This window comes from Saccharothrix sp. (assembly GCF_031180885.1).
Lineage (GTDB): Bacteria > Actinomycetota > Actinomycetes > Mycobacteriales > Pseudonocardiaceae > Actinosynnema.
This window is the reverse complement of the sequence record NZ_JAPSLK010000001.1, coordinates 156929-182116: the sequence shown is the minus strand read 5'-3', so window position 1 is coordinate 182116 and position 25188 is coordinate 156929. Positions and strand designations below refer to the sequence as shown.

Below are 25188 nucleotides of genomic sequence, written 5' to 3'. Positions count from 1 at the left end.
GGCCCTCTCCTCACCCGGCCTCCACCCGGCGTTCGACCAGTCGCTACAACCGGCCGGCCTCGATGATCCGGCGCAGGAACTGCCGGGTCCGCTCGTGCTCCGGCTCGCCCAGGACCTGCGCGGGCGGGCCGGACTCGATCAGGCGTCCCCCGTCCAGGAAGCACACCCGGTCGGCGACCTGCCGCGCGAAGCCCATCTCGTGGGTGGCCATGAGGATGGTCCGGCCCTGCCCCGCCAACTCCCTGACCAGCGCCAACACCTCGCCGACCAGCTCCGGGTCCAACGCGCTGGTGATCTCGTCCAGCAGCAGCAGCCGGGGCGAGTACGCGAGGGACCGGGCGATGGCGACCCGTTGCTGCTGGCCCCCGGACAGCCGGTCCGGGTAGCTGCGGGCCTTGTCGGCCAGGCCCATGCGGTCCAGGAGTTCCAGGGCGGTGCGTTCGGCTTCGCCTCGCGGCACGCGGTGCACCACGCGGGGTGCGAGGGTGATGTTGTCCAGGACGGACATGTGCGGGAACAGGTTGAACGCCTGGAAGACGATCCCCATCCCCCGCCGCGCCACGTCGGCGTCGACCCTCGGGTCCGACACGTCCACGCCGTCCAGCAGCACCTGGCCGTCGTCCAGTTCCTCCAGCAGGTTCACGCAGCGCAGCAACGTCGACTTGCCCGACCCCGACGAGCCGATCAGCGCCACCACCTCGTGTTCCCGCACGTCCAGGTCGACCCCGTCCAGGACGGTGTGCGGCCCGTAGCGCTTGACCAGGTTCCGCACGCTGAGCACGGGCGTGGTCATCGGCGGCCCTCCCGGCGTTCCGCGCGCCGCGCCATCGCGTCGGCGAACCGCGCCGACGGCACGGCCAGCAGCACGAACAGCAGGCCGGCCAGCACGTACGGGGTGAAGTTGAACGTCCGGGCCTGCTCGATCTGCGCCGCGCGCACCGCGTCCACCGCGCCGAGCACGGAGATCAGCCCGCAGTCCTTCTGCAGCGCCACGAAGTCGTTCAACAGCGCCGGCAGCACCCGGCGCACCGCCTGCGGCAGCACCACCAGCCGCAGCGTCCGGCGCGGCCCCAGCCCCAACGACCGGGCCGCCGCGACCTGCGACGGATGGACCGATTCAATGCCGGCGCGGAAAACCTCGGCCACGTAGGCCGTGTAGGTCAGCACCAGCGCCGCGCCGCCCAGCACCACGTAGTCGTTCGGCACGCCGGTCAGCCGCAGCGCGGGCAGCCCGAACCCCACCAGGTACAGGGTGAGGATCAGCGGCATCCCGCGGAACAGGTCCACGTACCCGGTGGCCAGCGCCCGCACCGGGAACCACACCGGACCGCGCAGCGTGCGCAGCGCCGCCACGCCCAGCGCGAGGACCACGATCAGCACCCCGCACACCATCAGCACGCGCAGGTTCAGCCACAGGCCCTCGAGCACCGCGGGCAGCGCCCGCCACGCCACGTCGACGTCGAAGAACGAGTCGCGGACCCGCGGCCAGCCCGGCGCGCCGGTGACGGTGGCGTACGCGACCGCGGCGAACACCAGGGTGGACAGCAGGGCGACCACCGTGGACCGCCGCGAGCGGAAGCGCTTGTACGCCAGGCGCTCCCGCTGCAACTCGGAGACGGTCACTTCAGCTCGGGCGCCTTGCCCGCCGACGACAGCCACTCCTGCTCCAGCTTCGCGAGCGTGCCCTTCGAGCGCAGGGACTCGACGGCGTTGGAGACGCAGCCGGTGAGCGGGCTGCCCTTGTCCAGCACGATGCCGAACTGCTCGGGCCGGCCGTCGCCGGCGGGGACCTGGCCGATGATCTGCCCGTCCTCCAGTTCGGCGGAGGTGATGTAGAACGCGGTCGGCAGGTCCACCACCAGCGCGTCGATCTGCCCGGCCCGCAGGGCGGCCTTGGCGTCGTCGTTGGTGTTGTAGACGGCCACGTCCTGCTCGGGCGACAGGCGCTTGGCCGCCTCGAACGAGGTGGTGCCGACCTGCGCGCCGATCTTGACCTTCTTCACCTCGGCGAGCGTCTTCACCGACGCGGCCTTGGACGACTTGAGGGTGATCAGCACCTGGTCCACGTCGTAGTACGGCGCGGAGAAGTCAACCGCCTGCTTGCGCTCCTCGGTGATGGAGAACTCGTTGATGTCGGCGTCGTAGGACTTCTTGCCGGGCTGGATGGCCGCGTTGAACGGCACGCGCGTCCACACCACGTCGGTCTTGGCGTAGCCGAGTTCCTCCGCGACCGCGTAGGCGACGGCCGACTCGAAGCCCTTGCCGTTCGTGGGGTCGTCGTCCACGAACCACGGCTGGTAGACCGGCTGGTCGGTGCCGAAGGTGATCTTGCCGGGGGTCAGCGTCGCCAGCTTGTCCTTGGTGCAGGCGACGCCGTCCACCTGGGTCGGGGTCGGGGTGGCCTGGTCCGCGGGGGCGCAGGCGGCGGCCAGCAGGGCGGCCACGGTGAGTATCGATGCGGGTGCACGCATGGCAGGAATCTTGCCGCAGGTGGGAAGGGCCGCCCATGACCTGGGACGAAGTAGGCTTCGGCCCGTGCCCAAGCTCGCTGACTACCGCCAGATCGCGGCCGGCAAGGTCCGCAGCATCCACGAGGTGGACGACAAGCTCCTGCTGCTCGTCGCCTCGGACCGGATCTCGGCCTACGACCACGTCCTGACCACGCCCATCCCGGACAAGGGCCGCGTGCTCACCGCGATGAGCGTGTTCTGGTTCGAGAAGTTCGCGGAGCTGGTGCCCAACCACCTGGTGGCGTGGGACGACCCGCGCATCCCGGCCGAGGTGCGGGGCCGGGCGCTGCTGGTCCGGCGGCTGGACATGGTGCAGGTCGAGTGCGTGGCGCGGGGTTACCTGACCGGGTCGGGCATGGTCGAGTACCGGCAGAGCGGCGCGGTGTGCGGGGTCGAGCTGCCGCCGGGGCTGGTGGAGGCCTCCGAGCTGGCCTCGCCGATCTTCACGCCCGCGACGAAGGCCGCGATCGGCGAGCACGACGAGAACGTGTCGTTCGAGCACGTGGTGGGTGCGGTCGGCCTCGACCTGGCCGAACGGCTCCGGACCGCGACGCTGGACGTGTACGCGGCGGCCCGCGAGTTCGCCCGGTCGCGCGGCGTGATCCTGGCCGACACCAAGTTCGAGTTCGGGCTGGACGCCGACGGCACGCTGGTGCTGGGTGACGAGGTGCTGACGCCGGACTCGTCCCGCTACTGGCCGGCCGAGGGCTACCAGCCCGGCCGGGTGCAGCCTTCGTTCGACAAGCAGTACGTGCGCGACTGGCTGACCTCGGCGGAGTCGGGCTGGGACCGCGCGTCGGACGCGCCGCCCCCGCCGCTTCCGGACGAGGTGGTCGCCGCGACCCGCGCCCGGTACGTCGAGGCGTACGAGCGGATCACCGGGCTGTCGTTCGACGACTGGATCTCGTAGGCGGAGTTCGCGCGATCGGTCACGGCACGTCACCTCGTCGTCAGGCGGGCGACACGCCGGTGCGGCGCACTGGACGGCATGGTCGCCACCCTCGTGGTTTCGCTGGCCGGCATCGGGCCGAGCACGTTCGCCCGGTGCGCCGACCTGGCCGACGAGCTGGACCGCCGGCGGGTGCCGCTGTCGCTGCTGCTCGCGCCGCGCAAGGCCGTGCCCGGCGAGGCGCTGGAGTGGGTGCGGGCGCGGGTGCGCGGCGCGGACGCCCTGGTCCTGCACGGGTTCGACCACGACGCCGACCCGTGCCGGCGGCCCGTGTCGCTGCGCCGGCGGGCCGAGTTCTCCGCGTTGCCCGCGCACGAGGCGGGTCTGCGGCTGGTCGCCGCCCGGTCGGCGCTGCACCGGTTGGGCCTGGCGACGGACTCCTTCGCGCCGCCGGGCTGGCTGGCGTCACCGGGCACGCTGGTCGCGCTGCGCCGGCACCGGTTCGCGGTGTGCGCGGACATGGCGGGCGTGCGCGACCTGCGCACCGGTGACGTGCGGGCGGGCCGGGTGCGGATGGTGACCGAGCACTGGACCTACCTGGCGGGCGTGGCGCGCGCGGCCCGGCGCGGCGGGTTGGTGCGGATCGGCGTGGACGCGGCCGACCTGGACCGGATCGGCGTGCGCGACGCTCTTCTGGAGGCCGTGGACCTGGCCCTGCACCACGAGGCCGTCCCCGGTTCTTACAGCTCCGCCGACTCACCCCTGGGCAGCACCATGAACTCCGTCCCGTCGGGCGCGGTGCTCGACAGGACCCGGTAGTAGATCTCGGTCCGGGCCACGATCGCCTCGTGGATCGGGATGGCGATCCGCGGGCGGACCTTGGCGATGAAGTCGGCGGCGTCGGACACCTTCATCCAGGGCGCGGCCGTGGGGACGGCGAGGATGTCGACCTCCATGTCGGGCACGGTGAGCGAGTCACCCGGGTGGTAGAACGCGCCGTGCTCGACCAGGTAGCCGACGTTGGCGGGCACCTCCACGGACGGGTGGATCTGCTCGTGCGGCGCGTCCACCACGCGCACGGAGACGTTCTCGACGTCCAGCGCCTCGCCGGGGCGGGCGGCGATCGCGCCGTCCAGCTCGTCGGCCGCGTAGAAGGCCGCGTTCGGGTTGTTGGCGAGCAGGTCGCCCAGCCGGCCGGGGTCGAGGTGGTCGGGGTGGCGGTGCGTCACCAGGACCGCGTCCAGGTCCCTGACCTCCTCGAACCCGGTGGACCAGGAGCCCGGGTCGAACAGCAGGCGGGCGGTGCCGGTGTCCACCAGCACGCACGAGTGTCCGAAGTGGACGATTCGCATCCTTGAAACCTTCCGCGTGAAGTACCGACCTTCGGCGGGGAGACACGATCGGGTGATGTGAGGAGCATCACTGGATGTAATTGTCCCTGCTCACAACGTGAGGTGAACCAGTGCGGAGCACCCTGCGCCTCCTCGCTGCCGCCCTGCTCGTTGTACCCGTGCTGACGGGAACCGCAACCGCCGCCTCGGCGGAGCACTTCGAGCAGACCCGGAAGGTCGGCCAGGACGAGGTCGTCTCGACCGTCGTCGGTGGCCGCTCGACCGAGACCACGATCTCCCGGCCCGGGGCGTGGTACCTCAAAGCCCACTTCAGCGCCCTGCGGCTGGTGGCGGGCGACGTCCTGACCGTGGCCAACCCGGCGGGCACCGAGTCCTACCGGTACACCGCCGACCCGCTCGCGTCCGGCACCGCGTCCGCCGACGCCACCGGGTTCTGGGCGATGTCGATCACCGGCGACCGCGCGGTCGTGTCGATCAAGGGCCGGGACGGCGGCGCGCCGCACCCGGCGTCCCGGGTGAAGCTCGACAGGATCACCCGCGGGTTCACCGACGCCGAACTGGCCCGGGAAGCCGAGATCTCGCCGCAGAGCATCTGCGGCACCAACGACTACCGCGACGTCGCGTGCTACCAGACGAGCAACCCGACCGAGTTCGGCAAGGTCCGGTCCGTCGCCAAGCTGCTGCGCAACGGCGGCTCGCTGTGCACGGCGTGGCGGGTCGGGCCGAACAACCGGATGCTGACCAACAACCACTGCTTCACCAGCGGCACCGGCATCGAGGTGTGGTTCAACTACCAGTGCCCGACGTGCGGCGGGACGACGTCCGCGACCGTCACCAAGGTCCTGGTGTCGTCGGTGCTGAAGACCAGCGCGGCGCTGGACTACACGCTGTTCAGCGTCACCAACTTCTCGACCATCAGCTCGTTCGGCTACCTGGAGCTGGACGCCCGCGTGCCGGCCGTCGGCGAGGAGATGTACATCGTCGGCCACCCGGCCGGGAAGCTGAAGAAGCTGTCCCTGCGCGACGACCAGAACGGCGGCGGGTACTGCAAGGTGACCGCGGTGCGGGTGAACGGCGACTCCGCGCAGTCCGACATCGCGTACAAGTGCGACACCGAGGGCGGGTCGTCGGGTTCGCCGGTGCTGTCCCGGCGGACGCACAAGGTGATCGGCCTGCACCACTGGGGCGGGTGCCCGAACCAGGGGGTGCGGATCGACCTGATCGCGGCGCAGGTCAACCCACTGCTGTGAGCAGTTCGGCCTCCGCGTCCGCGGGCAGCCCCGCGCGGCGCTGACGGTCGAGGCCGAGGCCGCGTTCGTACTCGAGGGAGTCGAGCGCGGTCTCGGCGGTGGGCCGGGGTTTGAGGCCGGCGGCCAGGGCGGGTCCGGCGTCGCGGAACATCAGCGCGCGGTGGCTTGACGGCAGCCACAGCGGGAGGGAGCGCGGTCCGGCCCAGGGCGCGATCTCGTGCTGTTCGAGGACCTCCTCGGGGATGCGGACGAGTTCGGTGCCGGGTGGGGCGGTGGCGCCGGCGATCTCGCCGAGCACGAGGCTGAGCGGGTTCGAGGGGCCGATGGCGTCGAAGGTGCCGGTGAGGCCGTTCTCGGCGGCGTCGACGATCCAGGCGGCCAGGTCGCGGACGTCGATGTGCTGGGCGGGCTGGTCGGGGGTGTCCGGCACGGCGACCCGGCCGCCGCGCGAGAGCCGGTTGGGCCAGTACCCGAACCGGTCGCTGGTGTCGCCGGGTCCCGTGATCAGCCCAGCCCGCACGATGAACGCGTCCCGGACCTCTTTGATGGCGTTCTCACTGGCGACCTTCACGCTGCCGTACCGCTCGGGCGTCATCGGCGCGTCGGGGTCGTCTTCCAGCGGTGGGAGGGTTTCGGTGCTGCCCGGGGTGGCGTGGTCGGCGTAGACGGAGCAGGTGGAGACGAACGTCCAGTGCCGGGCCTGGAGGGATCTGACGGCGTCCCGCACCCAGGTCACACTGCGCGCCACGTCCACAACCCCGTCGAACCACTCCCCTTGCAGCTCCCCGAGCCCCCGGTTTCGGTCCACCGGCACGTGCACCGCCCCGTCCGGCACCACCCCGGACTCCCCCCGAGCCGCACAAACCACCTCAACCCCCCGCCGCACAGCCTCCTTCGCGACCGCCCGCCCGAGGAAGACCGTCCCACCCAGCACCAGGATCCGCATGATCCCCACCCTCCGGCGCTTCGGCACCGGTCGCCAGCCGATCAGCCCACGGCGAACGCGCGGGCGTGTGAACGCGTGTTCGGGCTCTGTAGCCCGGACGGCGGCATGCCGATACCCGGTCGTGACCGTGCACGCCTTCGTCGACGAATCCCGCCGCCAGGACACCTACTACCTGGCCGCCGCCATCGTCCAACCCCGAGACCTGGCCGCGGCTGCGTTCGCGGTTGCGGGGTCTGCTCTTCCCCGGTCAGCGTGAACTCCACTTCTACAACGAGAAACCCGTGCGCCGTCGAGCCGTCCTGGCCGAGGTCGTGCGGTTCGAGGTTCGGGTTGACGTCTACCTCGGGAGTTGCCGCAAGGGCGAGGAGCGCGGTCGGCAGGAGTGTTTGGCGCGGCTGATCGAGGACATGCTCGACATCGGGGCGCACCGCCTGGTCATGGACAGCCGGGATCAACGCGATCCGCTCGACAGGATCACGATCAGGAACGCGTTGAAGAAGCGCGCACCCGACCACGAGTTCGTCTACGAGCACATGGACAGCGCCGGCGATCCGCTGCTCTGGCTGGCGGACATCGCCGCTTGGTGCCACGGAGCGGGTGGCGACTGGGCTCGGCGGATCGCGCCGGTGATCGGCTCGGTGACCCGGCTGGACTGGCCGTAGAAAGCGCGAAGCGCGGCCAGCCTGCCGTCCGGTAGGGTGCCGCGCTCACTTCCCCGGCCTATTGGCCGGAGCACCACAAGGCTAGCACCGGCCACTCGCAAAACCCGTCTCTCGATCGGGTGAAGCGCCCGGCTCGGGTGAACAGGCGTTCGGGTGCTGTAGCCCGGTCGGTCGTATGCCGATACACGGTCGTGACCGTGCACGCCTTCGTCGACGAATCCCGCCGCCAGGACACCCTGGCTGCGGCGATCATCCAACCCCGTCTGCTGCGCTCCGCGAGGTCGCTGCTGCGCGGCTGCTCTTCCCCGGTCAGCGGGAGTTGCGCTTCAAGAAGGAGACGCTTCCCAGCAAGCGTCTGATCGTCTCCACACTGCGCACCCTCGGCGGGGAGGTCGACCTCTACTCGGCGAACTGCCGCCTGGGCGAGGAGCGGGCACGACAGGAGTGCGTGACCCGGCTGACGCACGACCTGCTCGGGGTGGGCGCCATGCGCCTCGTGCTCGACAGTCGCGAGGGGCGTGACCTCCGCGACCGGCAGACCATCGGGCGGGTGCTCGGCAACGCTGGTTGTGAGGCGCCCTTCGCCTACGAACACGTCGCCAGCCAGGACGAGCCGCTGTTGTGGATCGCGGATGTCGCCGCCTGGTGCCACGGCGCGGGTGGTGACTGGGCTCGGCGGATCGGGCCGGTGTCGGGGGACGTCGTCCGGTTGGATCGGCCCTGGAAAGCGCGAAGCGCGGCCAGCCGACCGTCCGGACGGGTGCCGCGCTCACTTCCCCGAGCCACCGGCCGGGGCGTGATCAGATTGGCACCCGGCACCCCCGCACCCCCTCCTCTCGATCGGGTGAACCCAGGTGAACGTGTGCCCCCCGCCACCTGTGAAGTTGATGAACACCCAGGTCAGGTAGGCTTCGGCAGTACCGCCAGCCCTCCTACCAGGGAGCAGCCTGTCGTGGCCCGAGTCGTCGTCGACGTCATGCCGAAGCCCGAAATCCTCGACCCGCAAGGACAGGCGGTGGCCAACGCGCTGCCCCGCCTCGGGTTCGACGGAATCGCCAGTGTCCGCCAGGGCAAGCACTTCGAGCTGGAGGTCGCCGACGACGTCGACGACGCCACGCTCGCCAAGATCGCCGAGACGTTCCTCGCCAACCCCGTGATCGAGGACTGGGTCGTCCGGCGGGTCGACGCATGAAGGTCGGGGTCATCACCTTTCCCGGCACGTTGGACGACGTCGACGCGGCCCGCGCGGTCAGGTACGCGGGTGGGGAGGCGGTCAGCCTCTGGCACGCCGACCACGACCTGAAGGGCGTGGACGCGGTCATCGTCCCCGGTGGGTTCTCCTACGGCGACTACCTGCGCTGCGGCGCGATCGCCCGGTTCGCCCCCGTGATGCAGGAAGTGGTCGAGGCCGCGAACAAGGGGATGCCCGTGCTGGGCATCTGCAACGGCTTCCAGATCCTGTGCGAGGCGCACCTGCTGCCCGGCGCGCTGATCCGCAACCACAAGCTGCACTTCGTGTGCCGCGACCAGTGGCTGAAGGTGGAGAACAACGAGACCGCCTGGACCACCCGCTACGACAAGGGCGCCGAGGTCCTCGTCCCGCTCAAGTCCGGCGAGGGCGGCTACCAGGCCGACGACGAGACGCTGAAGGAGTTGGAGGGCGAGGGTCGGGTGGTGTTCCGCTACGTCGGCGACAACCCGAACGGCTCGCGCAACGGCATCGCGGGCATCACCAGCGCCAACGGCCGGGTCGTCGGCCTCATGCCGCACCCGGAGCACGCGATCGACGCCCTCACCGGCCCCACGGACGACGGCCTCGGCATGTTCCTGTCCCTGCTCGACGCGGTGGTGAGCGCATGAGCCTCGACACGGTCAAGAACGCCGAGTCCACGCCCGACCAGGAGCAGCCCTACAAGGAGCTGGGCCTGAAGGACGACGAGTACGCCCGCATCCGCGAGATCCTCGGCCGCCGCCCCACGGACGCCGAGCTGGCGATGTACTCGGTGATGTGGAGCGAGCACTGCTCCTACAAGTCGTCCAAGGTGCACCTGAAGTACTTCGGCGAGACCACCACCGACGAGATGCGCGAGAAGATGCTCGCGGGCATCGGCGAGAACGCGGGCGTCGTCGACATCGGCGACGGCTGGGCCATCACGTTCAAGGTGGAGAGCCACAACCACCCGTCCTACGTCGAGCCCTACCAGGGCGCGGCGACCGGTGTGGGTGGCATCGTCCGGGACATCCTCGCTATGGGCGCCCGGCCGCTGGCCGTGATGGACCCGCTGCGGTTCGGGCCGGCCGACGCGCCGGACACCCGCCGGGTGCTGCCCGGGATCGTCGCGGGCGTCGGCGGCTACGGCAACTGCCTCGGCCTGCCGAACATCGGCGGCGAGGTCGTGTTCGACGAGTCGTACGCCGGGAACCCGCTGGTCAACGCCCTGTGCGTGGGCGCGATGCGGGTCGAGGACCTGCACCTGGCGCACGCCTCGGGCGCGGGCAACAAGATCATCCTGTACGGCGCGCGGACCGGGCTCGACGGCATCGGCGGCGTGTCCGTGCTGGCCTCGGAGACGTTCGATGACACCGCTGGCAAGCGCAAGAAGCTGCCGAGCGTCCAGGTGGGCGACCCGTTCACCGAGAAGGTGCTGATCGAGTGCTCGCTGGAGCTGTTCCGGCAGAAGCTCGTCGTCGGCATCCAGGACCTGGGCGGCGCGGGCCTGTCGTGCGCGACGTCGGAGCTGGCCAGCGCCGGTGACGGCGGCATGCGCGTCCAGCTGGACCGGGTGCCGCTGCGCGCGTCCGGCATGACGCCCGCCGAGGTGCTGTCCAGCGAGTCGCAGGAGCGCATGTGCGCGGTCGTGCGGCCCGAGGACGTGGACGCGTTCATGGCCGTCTGCGCCAAGTGGGACGTGATCGCGACCGAGATCGGCGAGGTCACCGAGGGCGACCGCCTGGTCATCACGTGGCACGACGAGGTCGTGGTGGACGTCCCGCCGCGCACCGTCGCCCACGAGGGCCCGGTCTACCACCGCCCGATCGAGCGCCCCGCCGACCAGGACGCCCTCCAGGCGGACACCCCGGACCGGCTGCCGAAGCCGGCCCGCGAGGAGCTGCTCGACCTGATCAAGACCATGGCCGCGTCGCCGAACCTGGCCTCGCGGCAGTGGGTCACCCAGCAGTACGACCGGTACGTGCGCGGCGGCACCGTCCTCGCGCAGCCGGCCGACTCGGGCATGATCCGGATCGACGAGGAGACGCACCGCGGCGTCGCCCTGTCCACGGACTGCAACGGCCGCTACACCAAGCTCGACCCGTACACGGGCGCGAAGCTGGCTTTGGCCGAGGCGTACCGGAACGTGGCGACCACGGGCGCGACCCCGGTGGCGGTCACCAACTGCCTGAACTTCGGCTCGCCCGAGGACCCGGCGGTGATGTGGCAGTTCGAGCAGGCCGTGAAGGGCCTGGCGGACGGCTGCGCCGAGCTGGGCATCCCGGTCACCGGCGGCAACGTCAGCTTCTACAACCAGACCGGCGCCACGGCGATCCTGCCGACCCCGGTCGTGGGCGTGCTGGGCGTGATCGACGACGTCCGTCGCCGCATCCCGACCGGGATCGGCGCGGAGGCCGGCGAGACGCTGCTGCTGCTCGGCGAGACGCACGAGGAGTTCGGCGGTTCCGAGTGGGCGCACGTGGTGCACGGCCACCTCGGCGGCCTCCCGCCCGAGGTGGACCTGGCCCGCGAGAAGCTGCTGGCCGAGGTGCTGGTGGCGGGGTCGCGCGACGGCATGCTGTCGGCCGCGCACGACCTGGCCGAGGGCGGTCTGGCGCAGGCCCTGGTGGAGACCTGCCTGATCGGTGAGACCGGTGCCCGGGTGTTCCTGGAAGGGGACCTGTTCACCGAGCTGTTCAGCGAGTCCGCCGGCCGCGTGCTGGTCGCCGTGCCGCGCACCGAGGAGCTGCGGTTCACCGACATGTGCACGGCCCGCGGGTTGCCGTGGCGCAAGGTCGGCGTGGTGGACCCGGAGTCGCAGGCGCTGGAGGTCCAGGGGCTGGGCGAGCTGAGCCTGGCCGAGCTCCGCGAGGCCTGGGAAGGCACCCTGCCGGCCCTGTTCGACTGAGAAACCACCAAAGGGCGCGCGGTGACTGCGGTCGCCGCGCGCCCTTTCGCTCATCCGTTGGCCAACGCCTGCAAACGGTCGTACGCGCCGTTGAAGACGTTCTGGTCGATCGGGTTCGACGAGTACTGCCAGAACGTGTAGTAGCTCCACCGGTAGGGCAACGTGCCCACCGTGGACGCGTACCGGGCCACCCACAACGGGTTGGTGGTGGTGAAGTCGCCCGGCGCGCACTGGTTCCACCAGCTCGTGGACGTGTAGATGACCGGCCACCGCCCGGTCCGGTAGTGGTACCGGTCCGAGAAGGACCGCACCCACGCGATCATCGACGCCTGGCTGAGGCCGTAGCACGTCGAGCCGTACGGGTTGTACTCCATGTCCAGCGCGCCGGGCAGGGTCTTGCCGTCCCTCGACCAGCCGCCGCCGTTGTTGACGAAGAAGTCCGCCTGGGCGGCGCCGCTGGACCGGTCGGGCAGGGCGAAGTGGTAGGCGCCGCGGATCATGCCGACGTTGTAGGAGCCGTTGTACTGCTGGGCGAAGTACGGGTTGCGGTAGGTGGTGCTCTCGGTCGCCTTCACGTAGGCGAACCGCTTGCCCTGGCCCCACCAGTACGCCCAGTCGACGTTGCCCTGGTGGGAGCTGACGTCGATGCCGTACACCGCGGCCTGGGCGCTGGGGTCGGTGTTGATGACGATCCGGCGGTCGCCGCCGCCCTCGTGCTTGCGGATCTGGGAACCCATGGCGTGGTCGTCGACGGCGGGGGCGGCCTGGGCGGGGGTCAGGGTGGTGGTGATCATGGCGAGCGTGGTCGCGGCGAGCACGGCGCCGCGGAGGAGTGCTCTCATGGCGAACACCTTTCGAGCCAGTGCAGGGGTTGACTCGTTGGGCAGTGTGCCGCTGTTCTAACCGGATAGCCAGACTTCGTGTTAATTGGTCACGAAGACGGAGTAGCCGGGGCTACACCAGCGCGAATCGGCGCAGCTGGTCCTCGCCGCCGTTGAACAGGTTCTGGTCGCCCGGGAACAGCCCGGCCGCCCGCCACTGCCAGATGGTCTCGTAGCTCCACCCGTGCGGCAGCGGGCCGAGGGTGTCGTCGTACTGCGCGACCCACAACGGGTTGGTGTGGCCGAACGACTCAGTCGCGCCGACGCACTTGTTCCACCAGCTCGTGGACGTGTAGATGGTCGGGTGCCGGCCGGTGCGCTCCCGCACCCGCTCGCTGAAGTCCTTGACCCACGCGCCCATCGCGGCCTGGTCCAGGCCGTAGCAGGTGTCGCCGTACGGGTTGTACTCCATGTCCAGCGCGCCGGGCAGCGTCCGGCCGTCGGGCGACCAGCCGCCGCCGTTGCCCACGAAGAAGTCCGCCTGCTCGCGGCCGGACGACCGGTCCGGCAGGGCGAAGTGGTAGGCCCCGCGGATCATGCCCACCGCGTAGGAACCGTCGTACTGCTGGGCGAACTTCGGGTTGCGGTACCCGGTGCCCTCGGTCGCCTTGACGTAGGCGAACCGCGCGCCGTCCGCCCACGCCTTCGGCCAGTCCACGTCACCCTGGTGGCTGCTCACGTCCATCCCCGGCACCTTGCCGTCGGTCGGGGGATCGGCCGTGCGCCCCCAGCCCTCGTGCTTGGCGATCTGCGAACCCGCGAAGTGGTCGGCGGAACCCTCCGGGAGGCCTTGCGCGGCCGGGGCGGCCGCCAGGGTGATGGCGACCGCGCCCAGGTGCGCCAGGCAGGTGCGGAACCTCATCGTCGAGCCCCTCGTTCGCCGTAGACCGTTGGTGCGCCTGGTCTAGATCGTCGGCCAACACGTGCCGTTCCGCATCCGGGCGGGTGTCACCCGTCCAGGCGCTTCAGCTCCTCCTCGGTGAGGACCAGGTGCACGGCGGCGGCCGAGTCGCGGATGCTCGCCGGCCGCGACGAACCCGGGATCGGCACCACCACGGGCGACTTGGCGAGCATCCACGCCAGGCACACCTGCTGCGGGCTCACCCCGTGGTCGCGGGCCACCTCGGCGAACTCGCCGAACCGCTCGCCCAGCTGCCCGGCCGCGCCCATCCCGCCCAGCGGGCTCCACGGCAGGAACGCGATCCCCAGGTCGTGGCACAGCTCCAGCTCCGGCTCGCTGGACCGGAACGCCGGCGAGAACTGGTTCTGCACGGCGGCGAGCCGCCCGCCGAGCACGTCGTTGGCCTCGCGGATCTCCGCCGGGTTGAAGTTCGACACGCCCGCGAAGCGGATCTTGCCCTCGTCCAGCAGCTCGGCGAGCGCGCCGACGGACTCGGCGATCGGCACGTCCCGGTCGGGCCGGTGGTACTGGTACAGGTCGATCACGTCCACCCCGAGCCGGCGCAGCGAGTCCTCGCACGCGGCCTTGAGGTACTCGGGCCGGCCGTTCAGGCCCCAGCCGCCGCCGGCCGTGCGGGTGTGGCCGCCCTTGGTGGCGACCATGACGCCGGTCACGCCCTTGAGGGCCTCGCCGAGCAGTTCCTCGTTGTGCCCGAAGTCGTGCTCGTCGAGGGAGTAGGCGTCGGCCGTGTCGATCAGCGTGACCCCGGCGTCGAGGGCGGCCCGGACGGTCTCCAGGGCCTGCTCGCGCGACGGCCTGCCCTGGATGGACAGGGGCATGGCGCCCAGTCCGATGGCGCTGACCTCGGCGTCGGCGATCCGGCGCTGCTGCATGGTGTGCTCGTCCTTTCCGTCTGGTGTGCCACCAGCCTGCGCTGTTCGCATTAAGCTGTCCAACAGAAGGACCTGATGCCATTCAGCATTTCGGGTGATGAATCGTGGAGTTCCGCCAGCTCGAGTACTTCGTCGCGGTCGCCGAGGAGTGCCACTTCACCCGCGCCGCGCGGCGGATGCGCGTGGCCCAGTCCGGGCTGTCCGCGTCCATCCGGGCGCTGGAGGTGGAGCTGGGCGCGCCGCTGTTCCTGCGCTCCACCCGGCAGGTCGAGCTGACCCAGGCCGGCCGGGCGCTGCTGGTCGAGGCCCGGCGGGTGCTCGGTTCGGTCGACGCGGCGCGCAACGCGGTGGCCGGCGTGCAGGGACTGCTGCGCGGCACGCTGTCCGTCGGGTCCGTCCAGTGCCTGCACGCGGTGCACCTGCCGGAGGTGCTGGCGCGGTTCCACGACCGGCACCCCGGCGTGGAGATCCGGTTGCGCCAGGGCGGTTCCGGCGAGCTGGCCGAGGAGGTGCGGGCGGGTCGGCTGGACCTCGCGTTCATCACCTCGGCGCCCGCAGGCGACCTGCCCCAGTCCACTTTGGACACCGAACCGATGGTGCTGGTGTGCGGCCCGGAAAGCCGGTTCGCGCAAGAGGATTCGGTGTTCCTGGCGGACCTCTCCGGAGAGTCCTTCGTGGACTTCAACCCGGACTGGGGCACCCGGGACGACGTCGACCGGGCGCTCGCCCAGGCCGGGGTGGAGCGGCGGGTCGCGGTGGAGGTCAACGACGTCCACTCGCTGCTGGACTTCGTCGGCTTCGGGCTGGGCGTGGCGCTGGTGCCGGAGTCGTTCCGGCACAAGCCGACCCGCGCCCGGTTCGTGCCGATCACGGACGCCCCGACGACCGGCACGTCCGTGGTCACCGGGGCGAGCGTGAGCGCGGCGGCGTCAGTCCTGCTCGACATGGTCCTGGAAGGTCGCGCGCTCGCGACCGGTTAGCTCCCAGCCGGTCGGGTCCTCCTTCACCCGGGTCTCCGGCAGCAGCTCCAGCGCCCCGAGCAGCTGCGGCGGCGGCGCGGGCGGCAGGTGCAGGAACAGGCCCACCTGCGCGCCCTTGACCTCCATCCGGCGGTCGAACCGGACGTCCTGCAACGACAGGCCGCCCGCGAACTGCGCCCGCCGGAAGTCCACCCGGCCCTTGAAGTGCCCGCCGGAGAACAGCGCCGGCTTGCCGAACCGGACCTCGTGGAACGCGGTGATGCCGTGGAACCGGGTGCGCCGCGCGGTCAGCCGGCCGACCCGGCGGCCCTCCAGCCGGAAGTACTCGACGTCCGCCCCGGTCAGGTCGAGGTGGTAGAGGACCGGGTCGGTGTCCTGGCCCCACGGCAGCAGGTCTGTGATCAGCCGCTGCGCGGTGAGCCGGACGGTGCGTTCGCGGTCCTCCTCCGGCGTCGGCTTCTTGCCGCTGTTCGGGTTCCGGTGCAACGCCTGGTCGGGGTCCTCGGGCAGCTCCTCGTAGGCCGGGTGCTCGAATGGTCGGCGCAGGTAGGCGCACAGCACGTCGAGCACGGTCTGCTTGTAGCGGGGCGTGGACCGGGCGAGCCCGGCCAGGGCGTGCATCGCGCCCACCCGGACCTGGTCGGCCTCGTTGCCCAGCATCTCCACGGCCCGCGCGAACCGCTCGTCGGCGACCTTGTCGCTCTCCAGCTCGTGCCGCGCCTCCTCGGTGCGGCGGCGCCGGTCGTTGAGCCACAGCGCGTACAGCGCGACGACCGCCCCACCGGCGAGCCCGCCGGTCTTGATCGCCTCCGCCTTGGACAGCTTCGGCTCGACCCACAGCAGCACGAACGTCGTCACCACGGTCACCAGGACCGCGGCGGCCACGCTCACCGCCAGCAAGGCGCGTCCCCGCGCGTTCAACTCCCCACCGCCTCGTCGACCCGGCCCGCCGGCAGCACGGCGTCCGCCGGTAGTTGCAGGTCGGTCCGGTCCACCGAGTCCTCGAACTCGACGCCCTCGAACGACACCGGCCCGCGGAACCGCGCCCCGGCGAACTTGGCCGGCCCGAAGAACCGGGTCCGCGCGAAGTCCGCCCGGTCGTCGCAGCGCAGGCGGCTGAACCAGCCCAGGTCGCAGAACACCATGTCGTGCATGTGCAGCCGGCCCTCGCTGTGGGAGTCGGTGAACCACGCCCCGCCGTGCACGACGAGGTGGTGGAACGAGTTGGACCGGGCGAGCCGGGCCGCCCGCACCGTCAGCTCCCCGACCTGGCGGTGGGAGAGGTCGAAGTACTCCAGGTAGGCGCGGGTCAGGTTGAGGTCGTACAGCTCGGCCCCGCCCTGGTCGTCGGGCGGCAGCAGGTCGGCGATCAGGCGCTGGGCGGTCAGCCGGACCTCCAGCTCACGCTCGCTCTCCGGCGTGTACTGCGCGGAGTCCTGCCGGTCGGCGTCCTCGGCGGTCTCGGGCTTGAAAGGGCGGCGCAGGTAGGCGCACAGGACGTCCAGCACGGTCTGCGTGTACTCCGGTCGGGAGCGCGCCAGGCCGGCCAGGGCGTGCATCGCGCCCACCCGCACCTGTTCGGTCTCGTGACCCAGCAATTCAACCGATCGGGCGAACCTCTCATCGGCAACCCGCGACCGGTCGTGTTCGGCCCGCGCGATCTCCAGCTCCTGCCGCGCGGTCTCCAGGTCGTGGCGCTTCTCGTCGATCCGGCGACGCCGGTCGTTGAGCCACAGCGCGTAGAGGGCGACGATCGAACCGCCCGCCAGCCCGCCGGTCTTGATCGCCTCGTGCTTGGGCGCGCCCGGGTCCAGCGCCAGCAGCACGCCCGCGACCAGCAGGAACGAGCCCGCCGCGGCGACCAGGACCGGCTTGACCCGGGAGCGCCGCTGTTTGGCCCGCACCAGCAGCCACACCCAGGCCCCCGCGACGGTCACCGCGCCCGCGATCCACAGGTAACCCACAAGCGGGGCATTCTTCCCGGTGACCGCCGACACGGTGACGGGAACACAACTACCGGCCGGGGACCGGTGTGCCAACTCACCGGATTGGCCCATGATGTGTGGGTCACCGCAACGGCGGGCGACCGGCCGGACGAAGGCGTGAGCCCGACCAAGGCGTAAGGAGAACCCCGTGGACAGCGTGGAGCGGCCGAACTGGGCGCCCGTCGACATCGACCTCGGGCGCCCGAGCATCGCGCGGGTCTACGACTACTGGTTGGGCGGCGCGCACAACTTCGCCGTCGACCGGGCCGTGGGCGACAAGGTGTTGGCCGACGTGCCGATCCTGAAGAACGTCATCCTCAACCACCGCGCCTTCCTGCGGCGCGCCGTCCGGTACCTGCTGTCGCAGGGCATCCGGCAGTTCCTCGACCTGGGGTCCGGCATCCCGACCGTGGGCAACGTGCACGAGATCGCGCAGGCCGTGGACCCGGACGTGAAGGTCGTCTACGTCGACATCGACCCGGTCGCCGTCGCCCACAGCCGCGCGATCCTCACCGGCAACGAGTCGGTCAACGTGCTGCAGACCGACGTGCGGGACGCGCGGGGCGTGCTGAAGTCCCCCGAGGTGCAGGACCTGCTGGACTTCGACCGGCCGATCGCGGTGCTGATGATCGCGCTGCTGCACTTCATCCCGGACAGCGACGACCCGCACGGCATCGTCGCCGCCTATCGAGACGCGATCCCGCCGGGCAGCTTCCTCGCCGTCTCCCACGCGGGCTACGAGGAGGGCGAGTGGAACCCGGCGTGGGACGAGGCGCGCGGCACCTACAACCGGGGCGTCAGCGAGATGACCTACCGGAAGAAGTCCGAGGTGGAAGCCCTGTTCGAGGGCTTCGAGCTGGTCGAGCCCGGCGTGGCGCGACTGCCCCTGTGGCACCCCGAGTCGCCCGACGACGTGGACGAGGACGCCGCCCACTTCCTGGGCTTCGGCGCGGCGGGGCGGAAGCCCTGATGTTCGACTCCAGCCCGCGCTCGCCCGTATCCTCTGCGTTGTGGCGGTAGGCCGGCGGACATGACGGAACAGGTTGACCATCGGGTGGCAGCACCGGGCCGATCGAACCTCGACCCCGCCGTACTGGCCGGGGCGGAGTCCTTCGCCCGGACGTGGGCCACCGCGGTGATCGGCAGCAGTTACGTCCCGATGACCCGCACCGAGGTCGCCGAGCACCTCCAGGCCCTCACCGAGGTCCTGGTGCACGCCCTCTACGCGAGCCCGTTCCGCACCGCGCCCGGCTACGAGATCGGCGCGCGGCTGGTGGAGGCGCACTTCACCGGCACCGACACGCTGGGCCGCACGATCCAGTTGCTGGGCGACGACCTGCTGGGCGAGCTGGGCATCGCGCCCGACGAGCTGATGCGGTCCCGGCTGGCCGCGTTGCAGGGCGCGCTGTCCGCCGGGTACGCCCGCGCGCTGCGCGAGCGGACGCTGGCCGAGCAGGAGGCGATCCGGGCGGCCGTGCTGGACGCCCGCGACCAGGCCGAGGCGGCGCTGCGCGCGTCCGAGGCGCGGTTCCGGGCGATGTTCACCGAGGCCGCGATCGGCATCGGCATCGCCGACATCGAGGGCCGCATCCTGGACGTCAACCAGGCGTTGCAGGACATGCTCGGGTTCAGCGTCGAGGAGATGCGGCAGTACAACATCCGCGACCTGATGCACCCCGAGGACGGCTCCAGCGTCTGGCGGCTGTACGACCAGCTCACCGCGGGCGAGTGCGACCACTACCGGGCGGAGAAGCGGTTCCGCCGCGCCGACGGCGAGCAGGTGTGGACCCACCTGACCCTGTCCCTGGTGCGCGACGACCACGGCGACCCGCAGTACCAGGTGGCGATGATCGAGGACGTCACCGACCGGCACCTGCTGCAGAACCGGCTGCGCTACCAGGCGTTGCACGACCCGTTGACCGGCCTGCCCAACCGGGCGCTGTTCCTGGAGCGGCTGGGCCGGGTGTTCAACAACCGCGCCCGGCGCCGGGCGGGCCTGTGCTACCTGGACCTCGACGGGTTCAAGGTGATCAACGACAGCCTGGGCCACGACATCGGCGACCAGTTGCTGGTCGAGGTGGGCCGGCGGCTGGACCACTCGGTGTCCGGCGAGGGCAAGCTGGTCGCGCGGATGGGCGGCGACGAGTTCGTGATCCTGGTGGAGGGCTCGGCGGACACCCAGGACATCGTCGACGTCGCCGACCGGGTGTTACGGGAGCTGGAGTCCCCGATCCGCATCGGCGGCCACGAGCTGACCGTGTCCGCGTCCATCGGCATCGTGGAGCGCGCGCTGTCCGGCACCACCGCGGCCGACCTGATGCGCGACGCCGACATCACGCTGTACTGGGCGAAGGCCGACGGCAAATCCCGCTGGGCGCTGTACGACCCGGAGCGCAACGCCCGCGAGGTCGCCCGGTTCACCCTGTCCGCGACCATGCCCGCGGCGCTGGAGCGCGACGAGTTCTACGTGGACTACCAGCCCCTGGTGCGGCTGGAGGACAGCACGGTCGTGGGTGTCGAGGCGCTGGTCCGCTGGCAGCACCCGGAGTTCGGGCGGCTCGCGCCGGACCGGTTCATCGAACTGGCCGAGGAGACCGGGCTCATCGTGCCGCTGGGCCGGTGGGTGCTGCGCGCGGCGTGCCGGCAGGCGCGGCAGTGGCTGGAGGAGTTCGGCGACACCGCCCCGTTCGTGTCGGTGAACCTGGCCGTGCGGCAGTCGCGCGACCCGGAGCTGGTGCGGGACGTGAAGCGCATCCTGGACGAGTGCGCCCTGCCGCCGCACCACCTCCAGCTGGAGCTGACCGAGAGCGCCATCATGGGCACCGCGGACGAGCCGCTGGAGGCGCTGCGGGCATTGTCGGAGATGGGCGTGCGGATCGCCATCGACGACTTTGGCACCGGGTACTCGAACCTGGCCTACCTCAAGCACCTGCCGGTGCACGAGCTGAAGATCGCCGGGTCGTTCATGGAAGGTCTGCGGGCGGCCGACGAGGAGGACCCGGTCGACGTCCAGATCGTGTCCACGCTGGTGCAGTTGGCGCACGCGTTGCGGCTGGGCGTCACCGCGGAGGGCGTGGAGACGCCGGCGCAGGCCAAGCGGCTGCACCGGATCGGGTGCGACACCGGGCAGGGCTGGTTCTTCGCCAAGCCGATGACCCCCGGCGAGATCGACGAGCTGCTCCGGCGATAGGTCCGGTCCGTCGGCGGTCCGGTGCGGTCGGGTCAGGTGAGGTCGATGACCACCTTGACGTCGTCGTCGTGCTTGTCCAGCGCTTCGGTGAAGCGGTCGAGCGGGACCTTCCGGGTGACGAGTCCGGCGAGCCACGTCCGGTCCGCCGCGGCGAGGGCGTCCGCGCCGGTCCGGTAGTCGGCGAGGCCGGCGTTCACCGTGCCGACGACGGCCTTGTTGTGCAGCACGATCCCGTCGAAGACCGAGGGGTCGAGCGGGACCGGGCCGTGTTCGCCGGACAGTCCCGCGAGGACCGTGGTCGACGCCCGGCGGACGGTTTCCCAGAGGACGTTGGCCGCACCCGTGCACTCGATGGCCACGTCGACTTCGCCCACCTCGTCGAGGTCGCGGTGGTAGTGCGCGCCGAGGGCGCGGACCAGGTCGGGCTTCGGCCCCTTGTCCACCCGGTCGACGACGTGGACTTCGAGGCCGCGTTGGACGCCCAGGAGGGCGGCGAGCAGTCCGATCGGGCCCGCGCCGGTGATCAGTGCCGACCTGGGCTTCACGTGGGCGCTTTCCGAGCGCCGTTCCACCTGGGTCCAGGCCTTGGCGACGATGGAGGCAGGTTCGGTCAGGACGCCCAGGTCACCCAGTGAGGGGTCCAGCCGGACGGCGAACTTGGGCGGCACGCTCCACCGCCGCATCCCGTACCCGTCGAGTTCCTTGATGCCGCGCTCCTGGTACTTGCCGTTGCGGCAGAAGTCCCAGGCGTCGGCGGCGCACGCCGGGCAGGGCTCGGGGTCGGGTCGGCGCACGACACCGGCGACCAGGTCCCCCGGCGCGAACCCGGACCCGTCGGGCGCGGCCACGACCCGGCCGACCGACTCGTGGAACGGCACGAGGCTGTCCCGCCCGGGCGGCAGCCAGCCGAAGCCGTCGCGGATGATCTCCACGTCGGTCCCGCACATCCCGGCGAGGAGGGCCTGGACTTGCACGTCGCCGGGCGGCGCCTCGACCTCGTGGTCCACCACCGTCGCCAGGTCGGGCTTGCCTGGCACCACCATCGCGGCCCGCACCGTGTCACCCACGGGCAGAGGCTACGACGCCGGCCTGCGCGGCGCGGACGGTGCTGCCGACGGGTGACGCGGGAGTTCCCAATGGCGACGCTCCGTGCCCGCCGATCGGATACGTTGGGGCCCATGCGCCGTGCCGTGCCGCTCCTCGCCGCCGTGTTGCTCCTCGCGGGCTGCTCCGAGTCGACCACCGGCTCCCCGACCGCCGGCTCGACGACCGGGGAGAGCACCCAGTCCTCCGGCAAGCCGACGTCCACGTCCAAGGAACCGGCCAAGCGGCCGAAGACGATCAACTTGAAGGACGTCGACCCCTGCACCCTGCTGACCGACGCCCAGCGCGGCGAACTCGGCCTCGACCGGCCCCCGCAGAAGAGCACGTCCACCGTCCACCAGTCGCCGACCTGCGGCTTCGACCGGTCGGACCGCACGTGGGGAACCACCGTGGTGACCGCCACCAAGGCCGGTGTGGAGTTCTACACCGACGGCAGCTTCGACGCGGAGGCCCAGCAGCTCCAGGTCGCCGGGTTCCCGGCGGTGCTCGCCAGCACCCCGAAGCAGAAGACCTCGTGCTGGGTGGCGGTCGACGTGTCCGACGGCCAGATGGTGGTGGCCCAGACGACCAGCGTCAACGGCGATGTCGAGCAGGGCCGGTTGTGCGAGCTGGCGCAGCAGGTCGCCGGCGCCGCCACGACGACCCTCGCGGCGCGGTGAGACGAGTAAAACTACTCGGTTTGCACGTGGAACCATCCACTCGCGTGACGCATCAGAGCTAGAGTCGTCCCAAATGCACACGCTGGGGTATGTGTGCAGCACTACAGGAGGGTGTGCCGTGTTCATCGCGGATGGTGGTGGCGGGGGTACCACGGATACTCCGCCGGCGTACAGCGGGACGCAGCAGAAGCTGCACGTCGACCCTTCGGCCATTCCCGAGGCGAAGAAGGTGTTCGTCGAGGCCCTCGACCGCCTCGACGTCCAGCTGCGCGACGCGGAAGACGCGCTGCGGGCGCGGAACTGGGCGGGCGACCCGGTGAGCCGGGAGACCGCCCAGAAGTTCAACCAGGACACCTTCGAGGCCGGTGACTCCGCCGCGTACACCGCCATCAAGGAGTACCGCAACCAGCTCCACGGCGTGGTGCAGCAGCTCCAGGCGATCGAGGACAACTACCGCCGCGTCGAGGGTGACAACGTCGCCTCCTGGGGACGCGTCAAGCGCGACTGACCACCACCGACCACAGACTGATGGACAACGCACCCGAGGGGGGCGAGCACGATGGGTGACCACCGCTGGCGCGGGTATGCCCACCCCGATCTGTACCGCATGATCAACGAAGGCCCGGGTGTCGCCGCCTCCCGTCCCATCGAGGACAAGTGGAAGGCGCTCTCGGACACCCTCGCCGACATCGACGAGTCGATCCACCGCGGCCTGGAGAAGCTGGGCGCGAAGTGGGAGGGCTCGACGGCCGACGAGACCCAGAAGGCGCTGTCGCCGCTGGCGCAGTGGGCCGGTGACGCCAAGCAGGGCTCGGACACGATGAAGGCCTCCGCCCAGCTGCAGGCGGACTACATCGCGGACGCCCGCAAGGAGATGCCCGAGCCGGTCAAGGTGACCACCGAGGCCCCGTCGACCGGGGACAAGATCCTCGGCGCGCTGGGCGGCCCGGCCGGGATGATGCACGTCATCAACCAGCAGAAGGACCACGAGGCCCAGGAAGCGGCGCAGGACAACGCCGAGGCCAAGGCCGTCGAGGTGATGAACAACTACCAGTCCAGCAGCGAGTGGAACTCCAACACGCTGGGCGAGTTCGTCCCCCCGCCGCAGGTCGTCGTCGACACCCCGCCGCCGGGCGGTCAGCAGAGCTACAACAACAGCAGCGCGAACTACAACACCACGCCGTCCTGGACCCCGCCGGGTGACAACGGCGGCACCACCAAGCCGTCGTGGACCCCGCCGCCGACCGCGCCGCCCACGGCGCAGCCGCCGACGTTCCAGGGTGGCAACACCAACCCGTCGTGGGTCACGCCCACGCCGACCCCGACCCCGCCGCCGGTCACCCCGACGCCGACGCCGCCCATCGGCGGGCTGCCCCCGGGCACCCCGCCCACCGGCCCGGTGCCGCCGGGTGGCTGGAAGCCCGGCACGAACCCGCCGGTCCCGCCGAAGGGCCCGGGCGTGCCCGGTGGCCAGAACCGGCCGGGCGGGCCGCCGATGCGTCCGGGCATGCCCGGCGTGCCGGGCGGTCCCGGTGGCCCCGGTGGTCCCGGTGCCGGCCGCGGCTTCGGTCCGGGTATGCCCGGCATGCCCGGTGGTCCCGGCATGGGCGGCAACCCGGGCGGGATGCCCGGTCGCGGCGGCATGGCCGGTGTCGGCGGCTTCGGTCCCGGTGGCCCTGGCGGTCCGGGTGGACCCGGTGGCCGTCCCGGTGGTCCGGGCGCGGGCATGGGCGCGGGTGGCGCGGTCGGTCACGGCGCGAACGGCGAGGACGACATCGAGCACAAGGCCGCCGACTACCTGGTCGAGACGGACGACGTGTTCGGCGACGACCGCCTCGTCGCGCCGCCGGTGATCGGCGAGACCCCGCAGTAGTTCTCGACAGTTCGGCGTCCAGGCCGGGACCTCCTCGCGGGTCCCGGCCTGGACTGGCAAGAGGGCCCCATCGTCGGGGTGGGGCCGGTGCTTTCGGTGACGTGGAGCGGCAGTGACCATTTTCGGGGGGCAGGCCGAGAGGGAGCCGATCACCCTCTCCGCCGAGGAGTTCGACGTCCTGTGGGAGCGGCTCGACCTGGGGCCGATGCCGCTGGTGATCAAGGTGCCCTCGCCGGGCAAGACCCACCAGGAGCGGGCCGACCTGGAACGCCGCGTGTGGCAGGCGGTCGGCGCGCGCGGCTTGGGCGGTCCGACGGGGCTGCACCCGGAGCTGGACTACCTGCTGCGGCAGTTCGTCCGGCCGGAGCGCGAGGTCGACGGCCGGATCTGGGTGGGCCGCAGCGTGCGCGTGCTCGGCGTGGCCAACGGCGACCACGGCGCCGTCGCGACCCTGACCGACAACCAGCTGACCTTCCGCCGCGCGGCCGGCAGCGGTTTGCCCAGCGCGGTGCTCGGCACGCTGCCCGCACACCCGGCGGGGTCCGGCCACTCGGTGACCATGCCCAGCGCCGACCTGGAGAAGGCGGTGAAGAACTCCGACGGCTCGCCCAAGAGCCTGGAGAACTCGCTGCGCAACCACGGCGTGCGCCAGGAGGACGCGACCACGTTGGTGAAGATGTTCACCGGCCTGGTCCACACCGGCAACTTCGGCGCGGCGGCGAGGGACAAGTACGGCAAGCGGTGCCGGCCGGACCGGGTGGTGGCGTTCTTCGACACGGAGGACGGGCGGTACTTGCAGCAGCGGCGGGCGTCGAACGGGTCGGAGCCGTGGAGCACGTTCACGCCGACCGACGCGCGGCGGTTGATGCACCAGGTGGAGGAGCTGCTGGCGGAGGCCGTGCGGGCGGCGAAGATCTGACCAGCGGTTTTGCGGGTGTTTCGTGGGCGGGGCCGGCCTCCGGCCCCCGTCTCGATCATCCCACACGGGTACGACA

26 protein-coding genes are annotated in these 25188 nt (G+C 71.4%); 15 read left to right on the top strand and 11 right to left on the bottom strand.

From position 1 onward, the window contains the following. Positions 1–43: 43 nt before the first annotated feature. From RIN75_RS00950 to RIN75_RS00940, 3 genes are read right to left on the bottom strand one after another with little or no spacing between them, the layout of a single operon-like run. Positions 44–793, bottom strand: a complete 750-nt coding sequence (locus RIN75_RS00950; protein WP_309109794.1) for an amino acid ABC transporter ATP-binding protein — start codon at positions 791–793, stop codon at positions 44–46. Further along, complete coding sequence (locus tag RIN75_RS00945; RefSeq protein WP_309109793.1) at positions 790–1623, bottom strand: amino acid ABC transporter permease; 834 nt, start codon at positions 1621–1623, stop codon at positions 790–792. Before RIN75_RS00945 ends, RIN75_RS00950 begins: the two co-directional genes overlap by 4 nt. Further along, positions 1620–2471 carry an ABC transporter substrate-binding protein gene (locus RIN75_RS00940; protein WP_309109792.1) on the bottom strand — a complete coding sequence of 284 codons (852 nt, stop codon included), beginning with the start codon at positions 2469–2471 and terminating at the stop codon, positions 1620–1622. The genes RIN75_RS00945 and RIN75_RS00940 overlap by 4 nt, the downstream gene beginning before the upstream one ends. Before the next feature lie 64 nt (positions 2472–2535). On the opposite strand from RIN75_RS00940, the gene RIN75_RS00935 reads away from it, so the two are divergent. Both RIN75_RS00935 and RIN75_RS00930 read left to right on the top strand, forming a co-directional pair. Continuing rightward, positions 2536–3420, top strand: coding sequence for a phosphoribosylaminoimidazolesuccinocarboxamide synthase (locus tag RIN75_RS00935; protein WP_309109791.1), 885 nt, complete (start codon positions 2536–2538; stop codon positions 3418–3420). 78 nt (positions 3421–3498) lie between these two features. Then, positions 3499–4218, top strand: a complete 720-nt coding sequence (locus tag RIN75_RS00930) for a DUF2334 domain-containing protein (protein ID WP_309109790.1) — start codon at positions 3499–3501, stop codon at positions 4216–4218. Here RIN75_RS00930 and RIN75_RS00925 read toward each other — a convergent pair. Further along, complete coding sequence (locus RIN75_RS00925) at positions 4140–4751, bottom strand: MBL fold metallo-hydrolase (protein ID WP_309109789.1); 612 nt, start codon at positions 4749–4751, stop codon at positions 4140–4142. The genes RIN75_RS00930 and RIN75_RS00925 overlap by 79 nt on opposite strands. A 110-nt stretch (positions 4752–4861) precedes the next feature. On the opposite strand from RIN75_RS00925, the gene RIN75_RS00920 reads away from it, so the two are divergent. Next, a complete protein-coding gene (locus tag RIN75_RS00920; RefSeq protein ID WP_309109788.1) occupies positions 4862–6001 on the top strand; it encodes a serine protease in 1140 nt (379 codons plus the stop codon). Here the strand turns inward: RIN75_RS00920 and RIN75_RS00915 are convergent. Next, positions 5985–6947, bottom strand: coding sequence for an NAD-dependent epimerase/dehydratase family protein (locus RIN75_RS00915; protein WP_309109787.1), 963 nt, complete (start codon positions 6945–6947; stop codon positions 5985–5987). The two genes, RIN75_RS00920 and RIN75_RS00915, sit on opposite strands and share 17 nt — an antisense overlap. Positions 6948–7068: 121 nt before the next feature. On the opposite strand from RIN75_RS00915, the gene RIN75_RS00910 reads away from it, so the two are divergent. The 5 genes from RIN75_RS00910 (at position 7069) to purL (ending at position 11727) form a co-directional block, all read left to right on the top strand. Next, on the top strand, positions 7069–7203 hold the full coding sequence (locus RIN75_RS00910; protein WP_309109786.1) for a hypothetical protein: 135 nt from the start codon (positions 7069–7071) through the stop codon (positions 7201–7203). A gap of 25 nt (positions 7204–7228) precedes the next feature. Continuing rightward, positions 7229–7609, top strand: coding sequence for a hypothetical protein (locus RIN75_RS00905; RefSeq protein WP_309109785.1), 381 nt, complete (start codon positions 7229–7231; stop codon positions 7607–7609). A gap of 952 nt (positions 7610–8561) precedes the next feature. Then, entirely contained in the window at positions 8562–8801 is a 240-nt protein-coding gene (gene purS / locus RIN75_RS00900; protein ID WP_309109784.1) for a phosphoribosylformylglycinamidine synthase subunit PurS, read from the top strand. After that, complete coding sequence (purQ, locus tag RIN75_RS00895) at positions 8798–9469, top strand: phosphoribosylformylglycinamidine synthase subunit PurQ (RefSeq protein ID WP_309109783.1); 672 nt, start codon at positions 8798–8800, stop codon at positions 9467–9469. The genes purS and purQ overlap by 4 nt, the downstream gene beginning before the upstream one ends. Further along, positions 9466–11727, top strand: a complete 2262-nt coding sequence (gene purL / locus RIN75_RS00890; RefSeq protein WP_309109782.1) for a phosphoribosylformylglycinamidine synthase subunit PurL — start codon at positions 9466–9468, stop codon at positions 11725–11727. The genes purQ and purL overlap by 4 nt, the downstream gene beginning before the upstream one ends. A gap of 50 nt (positions 11728–11777) precedes the next feature. Here the strand turns inward: purL and RIN75_RS00885 are convergent, their stop codons facing one another. The 3 genes from RIN75_RS00885 to RIN75_RS00875 all read right to left on the bottom strand — a co-directional run bounded on the left by RIN75_RS00885 (position 11778) and on the right by RIN75_RS00875 (position 14402). Then, positions 11778–12569, bottom strand: coding sequence for a lysozyme (locus RIN75_RS00885; protein ID WP_309109781.1), 792 nt, complete (start codon positions 12567–12569; stop codon positions 11778–11780). Between the two features lie 112 nt (positions 12570–12681). Beyond that, the gene (locus RIN75_RS00880; protein ID WP_309109780.1) at positions 12682–13470 is read right to left on the bottom strand and encodes a lysozyme; all 789 of its coding nucleotides are present in this window, start codon (positions 13468–13470) and stop codon (positions 12682–12684) included. Between the two features lie 86 nt (positions 13471–13556). Continuing rightward, positions 13557–14402: an aldo/keto reductase gene (locus tag RIN75_RS00875; RefSeq protein WP_309109779.1), complete on the bottom strand. Its 846-nt coding sequence runs from the start codon at positions 14400–14402 to the stop codon at positions 13557–13559. A gap of 104 nt (positions 14403–14506) precedes the next feature. On the opposite strand from RIN75_RS00875, the gene RIN75_RS00870 reads away from it, so the two are divergent. Continuing rightward, on the top strand, positions 14507–15382 hold the full coding sequence (locus RIN75_RS00870) for a LysR family transcriptional regulator (RefSeq protein WP_309109778.1): 876 nt from the start codon (positions 14507–14509) through the stop codon (positions 15380–15382). On the opposite strand, the gene RIN75_RS00865 is transcribed toward RIN75_RS00870, so the two are convergent. After that, entirely contained in the window at positions 15332–16303 is a 972-nt protein-coding gene (locus RIN75_RS00865) for a pentapeptide repeat-containing protein (protein WP_309109777.1), read from the bottom strand. The genes RIN75_RS00870 and RIN75_RS00865 overlap by 51 nt on opposite strands. Then, a complete protein-coding gene (locus tag RIN75_RS00860; protein ID WP_309109776.1) occupies positions 16300–17346 on the bottom strand; it encodes a pentapeptide repeat-containing protein in 1047 nt (348 codons plus the stop codon). Before RIN75_RS00860 ends, RIN75_RS00865 begins: the two co-directional genes overlap by 4 nt. 169 nt (positions 17347–17515) lie before the next feature. Here RIN75_RS00860 and RIN75_RS00855 point away from each other — a divergent pair, with 169 nt between their 5' ends. Both RIN75_RS00855 and RIN75_RS00850 read left to right on the top strand, forming a co-directional pair. Next, entirely contained in the window at positions 17516–18337 is an 822-nt protein-coding gene (locus tag RIN75_RS00855; protein ID WP_309109775.1) for an SAM-dependent methyltransferase, read from the top strand. Between the two features lie 60 nt (positions 18338–18397). Then, on the top strand, positions 18398–20557 hold the full coding sequence (locus RIN75_RS00850) for an EAL domain-containing protein (protein ID WP_309109774.1): 2160 nt from the start codon (positions 18398–18400) through the stop codon (positions 20555–20557). Between the two features lie 32 nt (positions 20558–20589). Here the strand turns inward: RIN75_RS00850 and RIN75_RS00845 are convergent, their stop codons facing one another. Then, positions 20590–21624: a glucose 1-dehydrogenase gene (locus tag RIN75_RS00845; protein ID WP_309109773.1), complete on the bottom strand. Its 1035-nt coding sequence runs from the start codon at positions 21622–21624 to the stop codon at positions 20590–20592. A gap of 111 nt (positions 21625–21735) precedes the next feature. Here RIN75_RS00845 and RIN75_RS00840 point away from each other — a divergent pair, with 111 nt between their 5' ends. The 4 genes from RIN75_RS00840 to RIN75_RS00825 all read left to right on the top strand — a co-directional run bounded on the left by RIN75_RS00840 (position 21736) and on the right by RIN75_RS00825 (position 25112). Next, entirely contained in the window at positions 21736–22320 is a 585-nt protein-coding gene (locus RIN75_RS00840) for a DUF3558 domain-containing protein (protein WP_309109772.1), read from the top strand. A 118-nt stretch (positions 22321–22438) separates the two neighbouring features. After that, positions 22439–22828, top strand: a complete 390-nt coding sequence (locus RIN75_RS00835; protein WP_309109771.1) for a transcriptional regulator — start codon at positions 22439–22441, stop codon at positions 22826–22828. A gap of 51 nt (positions 22829–22879) precedes the next feature. Then, positions 22880–24193 carry a PPE domain-containing protein gene (locus RIN75_RS00830; protein WP_309109770.1) on the top strand — a complete coding sequence of 438 codons (1314 nt, stop codon included), beginning with the start codon at positions 22880–22882 and terminating at the stop codon, positions 24191–24193. A gap of 112 nt (positions 24194–24305) precedes the next feature. Then, entirely contained in the window at positions 24306–25112 is an 807-nt protein-coding gene (locus RIN75_RS00825) for an ESX secretion-associated protein EspG (protein WP_309109769.1), read from the top strand. The last annotated feature ends 76 nt before the right edge of the window (positions 25113–25188 follow it).

Bases quoted from the DNA above. Each gene is read 5' to 3' on its own strand.
- RIN75_RS00950 (WP_309109794.1), bottom strand. From the start codon at position 793: ATGACCACGCCCGTGCTCAGCGTGCGGAACCTGGTCAAGCGCTACGGG.
- RIN75_RS00940 (WP_309109792.1), bottom strand. From the start codon at position 2,471: ATGCGTGCACCCGCATCGATACTCACCGTGGCCGCCCTGCTGGCCGCC.
- RIN75_RS00930 (WP_309109790.1), top strand. From the start codon at position 3,499: ATGGTCGCCACCCTCGTGGTTTCGCTGGCCGGCATCGGGCCGAGCACG.
- RIN75_RS00925 (WP_309109789.1), bottom strand. From the start codon at position 4,751: ATGCGAATCGTCCACTTCGGACACTCGTGCGTGCTGGTGGACACCGGC.
- RIN75_RS00915 (WP_309109787.1), bottom strand. From the start codon at position 6,947: ATGCGGATCCTGGTGCTGGGTGGGACGGTCTTCCTCGGGCGGGCGGTC.
- purQ (WP_309109783.1), top strand. From the start codon at position 8,798: ATGAAGGTCGGGGTCATCACCTTTCCCGGCACGTTGGACGACGTCGAC.
- purL (WP_309109782.1), top strand. From the start codon at position 9,466: ATGAGCCTCGACACGGTCAAGAACGCCGAGTCCACGCCCGACCAGGAG.
- RIN75_RS00885 (WP_309109781.1), bottom strand. From the start codon at position 12,569: ATGAGAGCACTCCTCCGCGGCGCCGTGCTCGCCGCGACCACGCTCGCC.
- RIN75_RS00880 (WP_309109780.1), bottom strand. From the start codon at position 13,470: ATGAGGTTCCGCACCTGCCTGGCGCACCTGGGCGCGGTCGCCATCACC.
- RIN75_RS00875 (WP_309109779.1), bottom strand. From the start codon at position 14,402: ATGCAGCAGCGCCGGATCGCCGACGCCGAGGTCAGCGCCATCGGACTG.
- RIN75_RS00850 (WP_309109774.1), top strand. From the start codon at position 18,398: ATGACGGAACAGGTTGACCATCGGGTGGCAGCACCGGGCCGATCGAAC.
- RIN75_RS00840 (WP_309109772.1), top strand. From the start codon at position 21,736: ATGCGCCGTGCCGTGCCGCTCCTCGCCGCCGTGTTGCTCCTCGCGGGC.
- RIN75_RS00830 (WP_309109770.1), top strand. From the start codon at position 22,880: ATGGGTGACCACCGCTGGCGCGGGTATGCCCACCCCGATCTGTACCGC.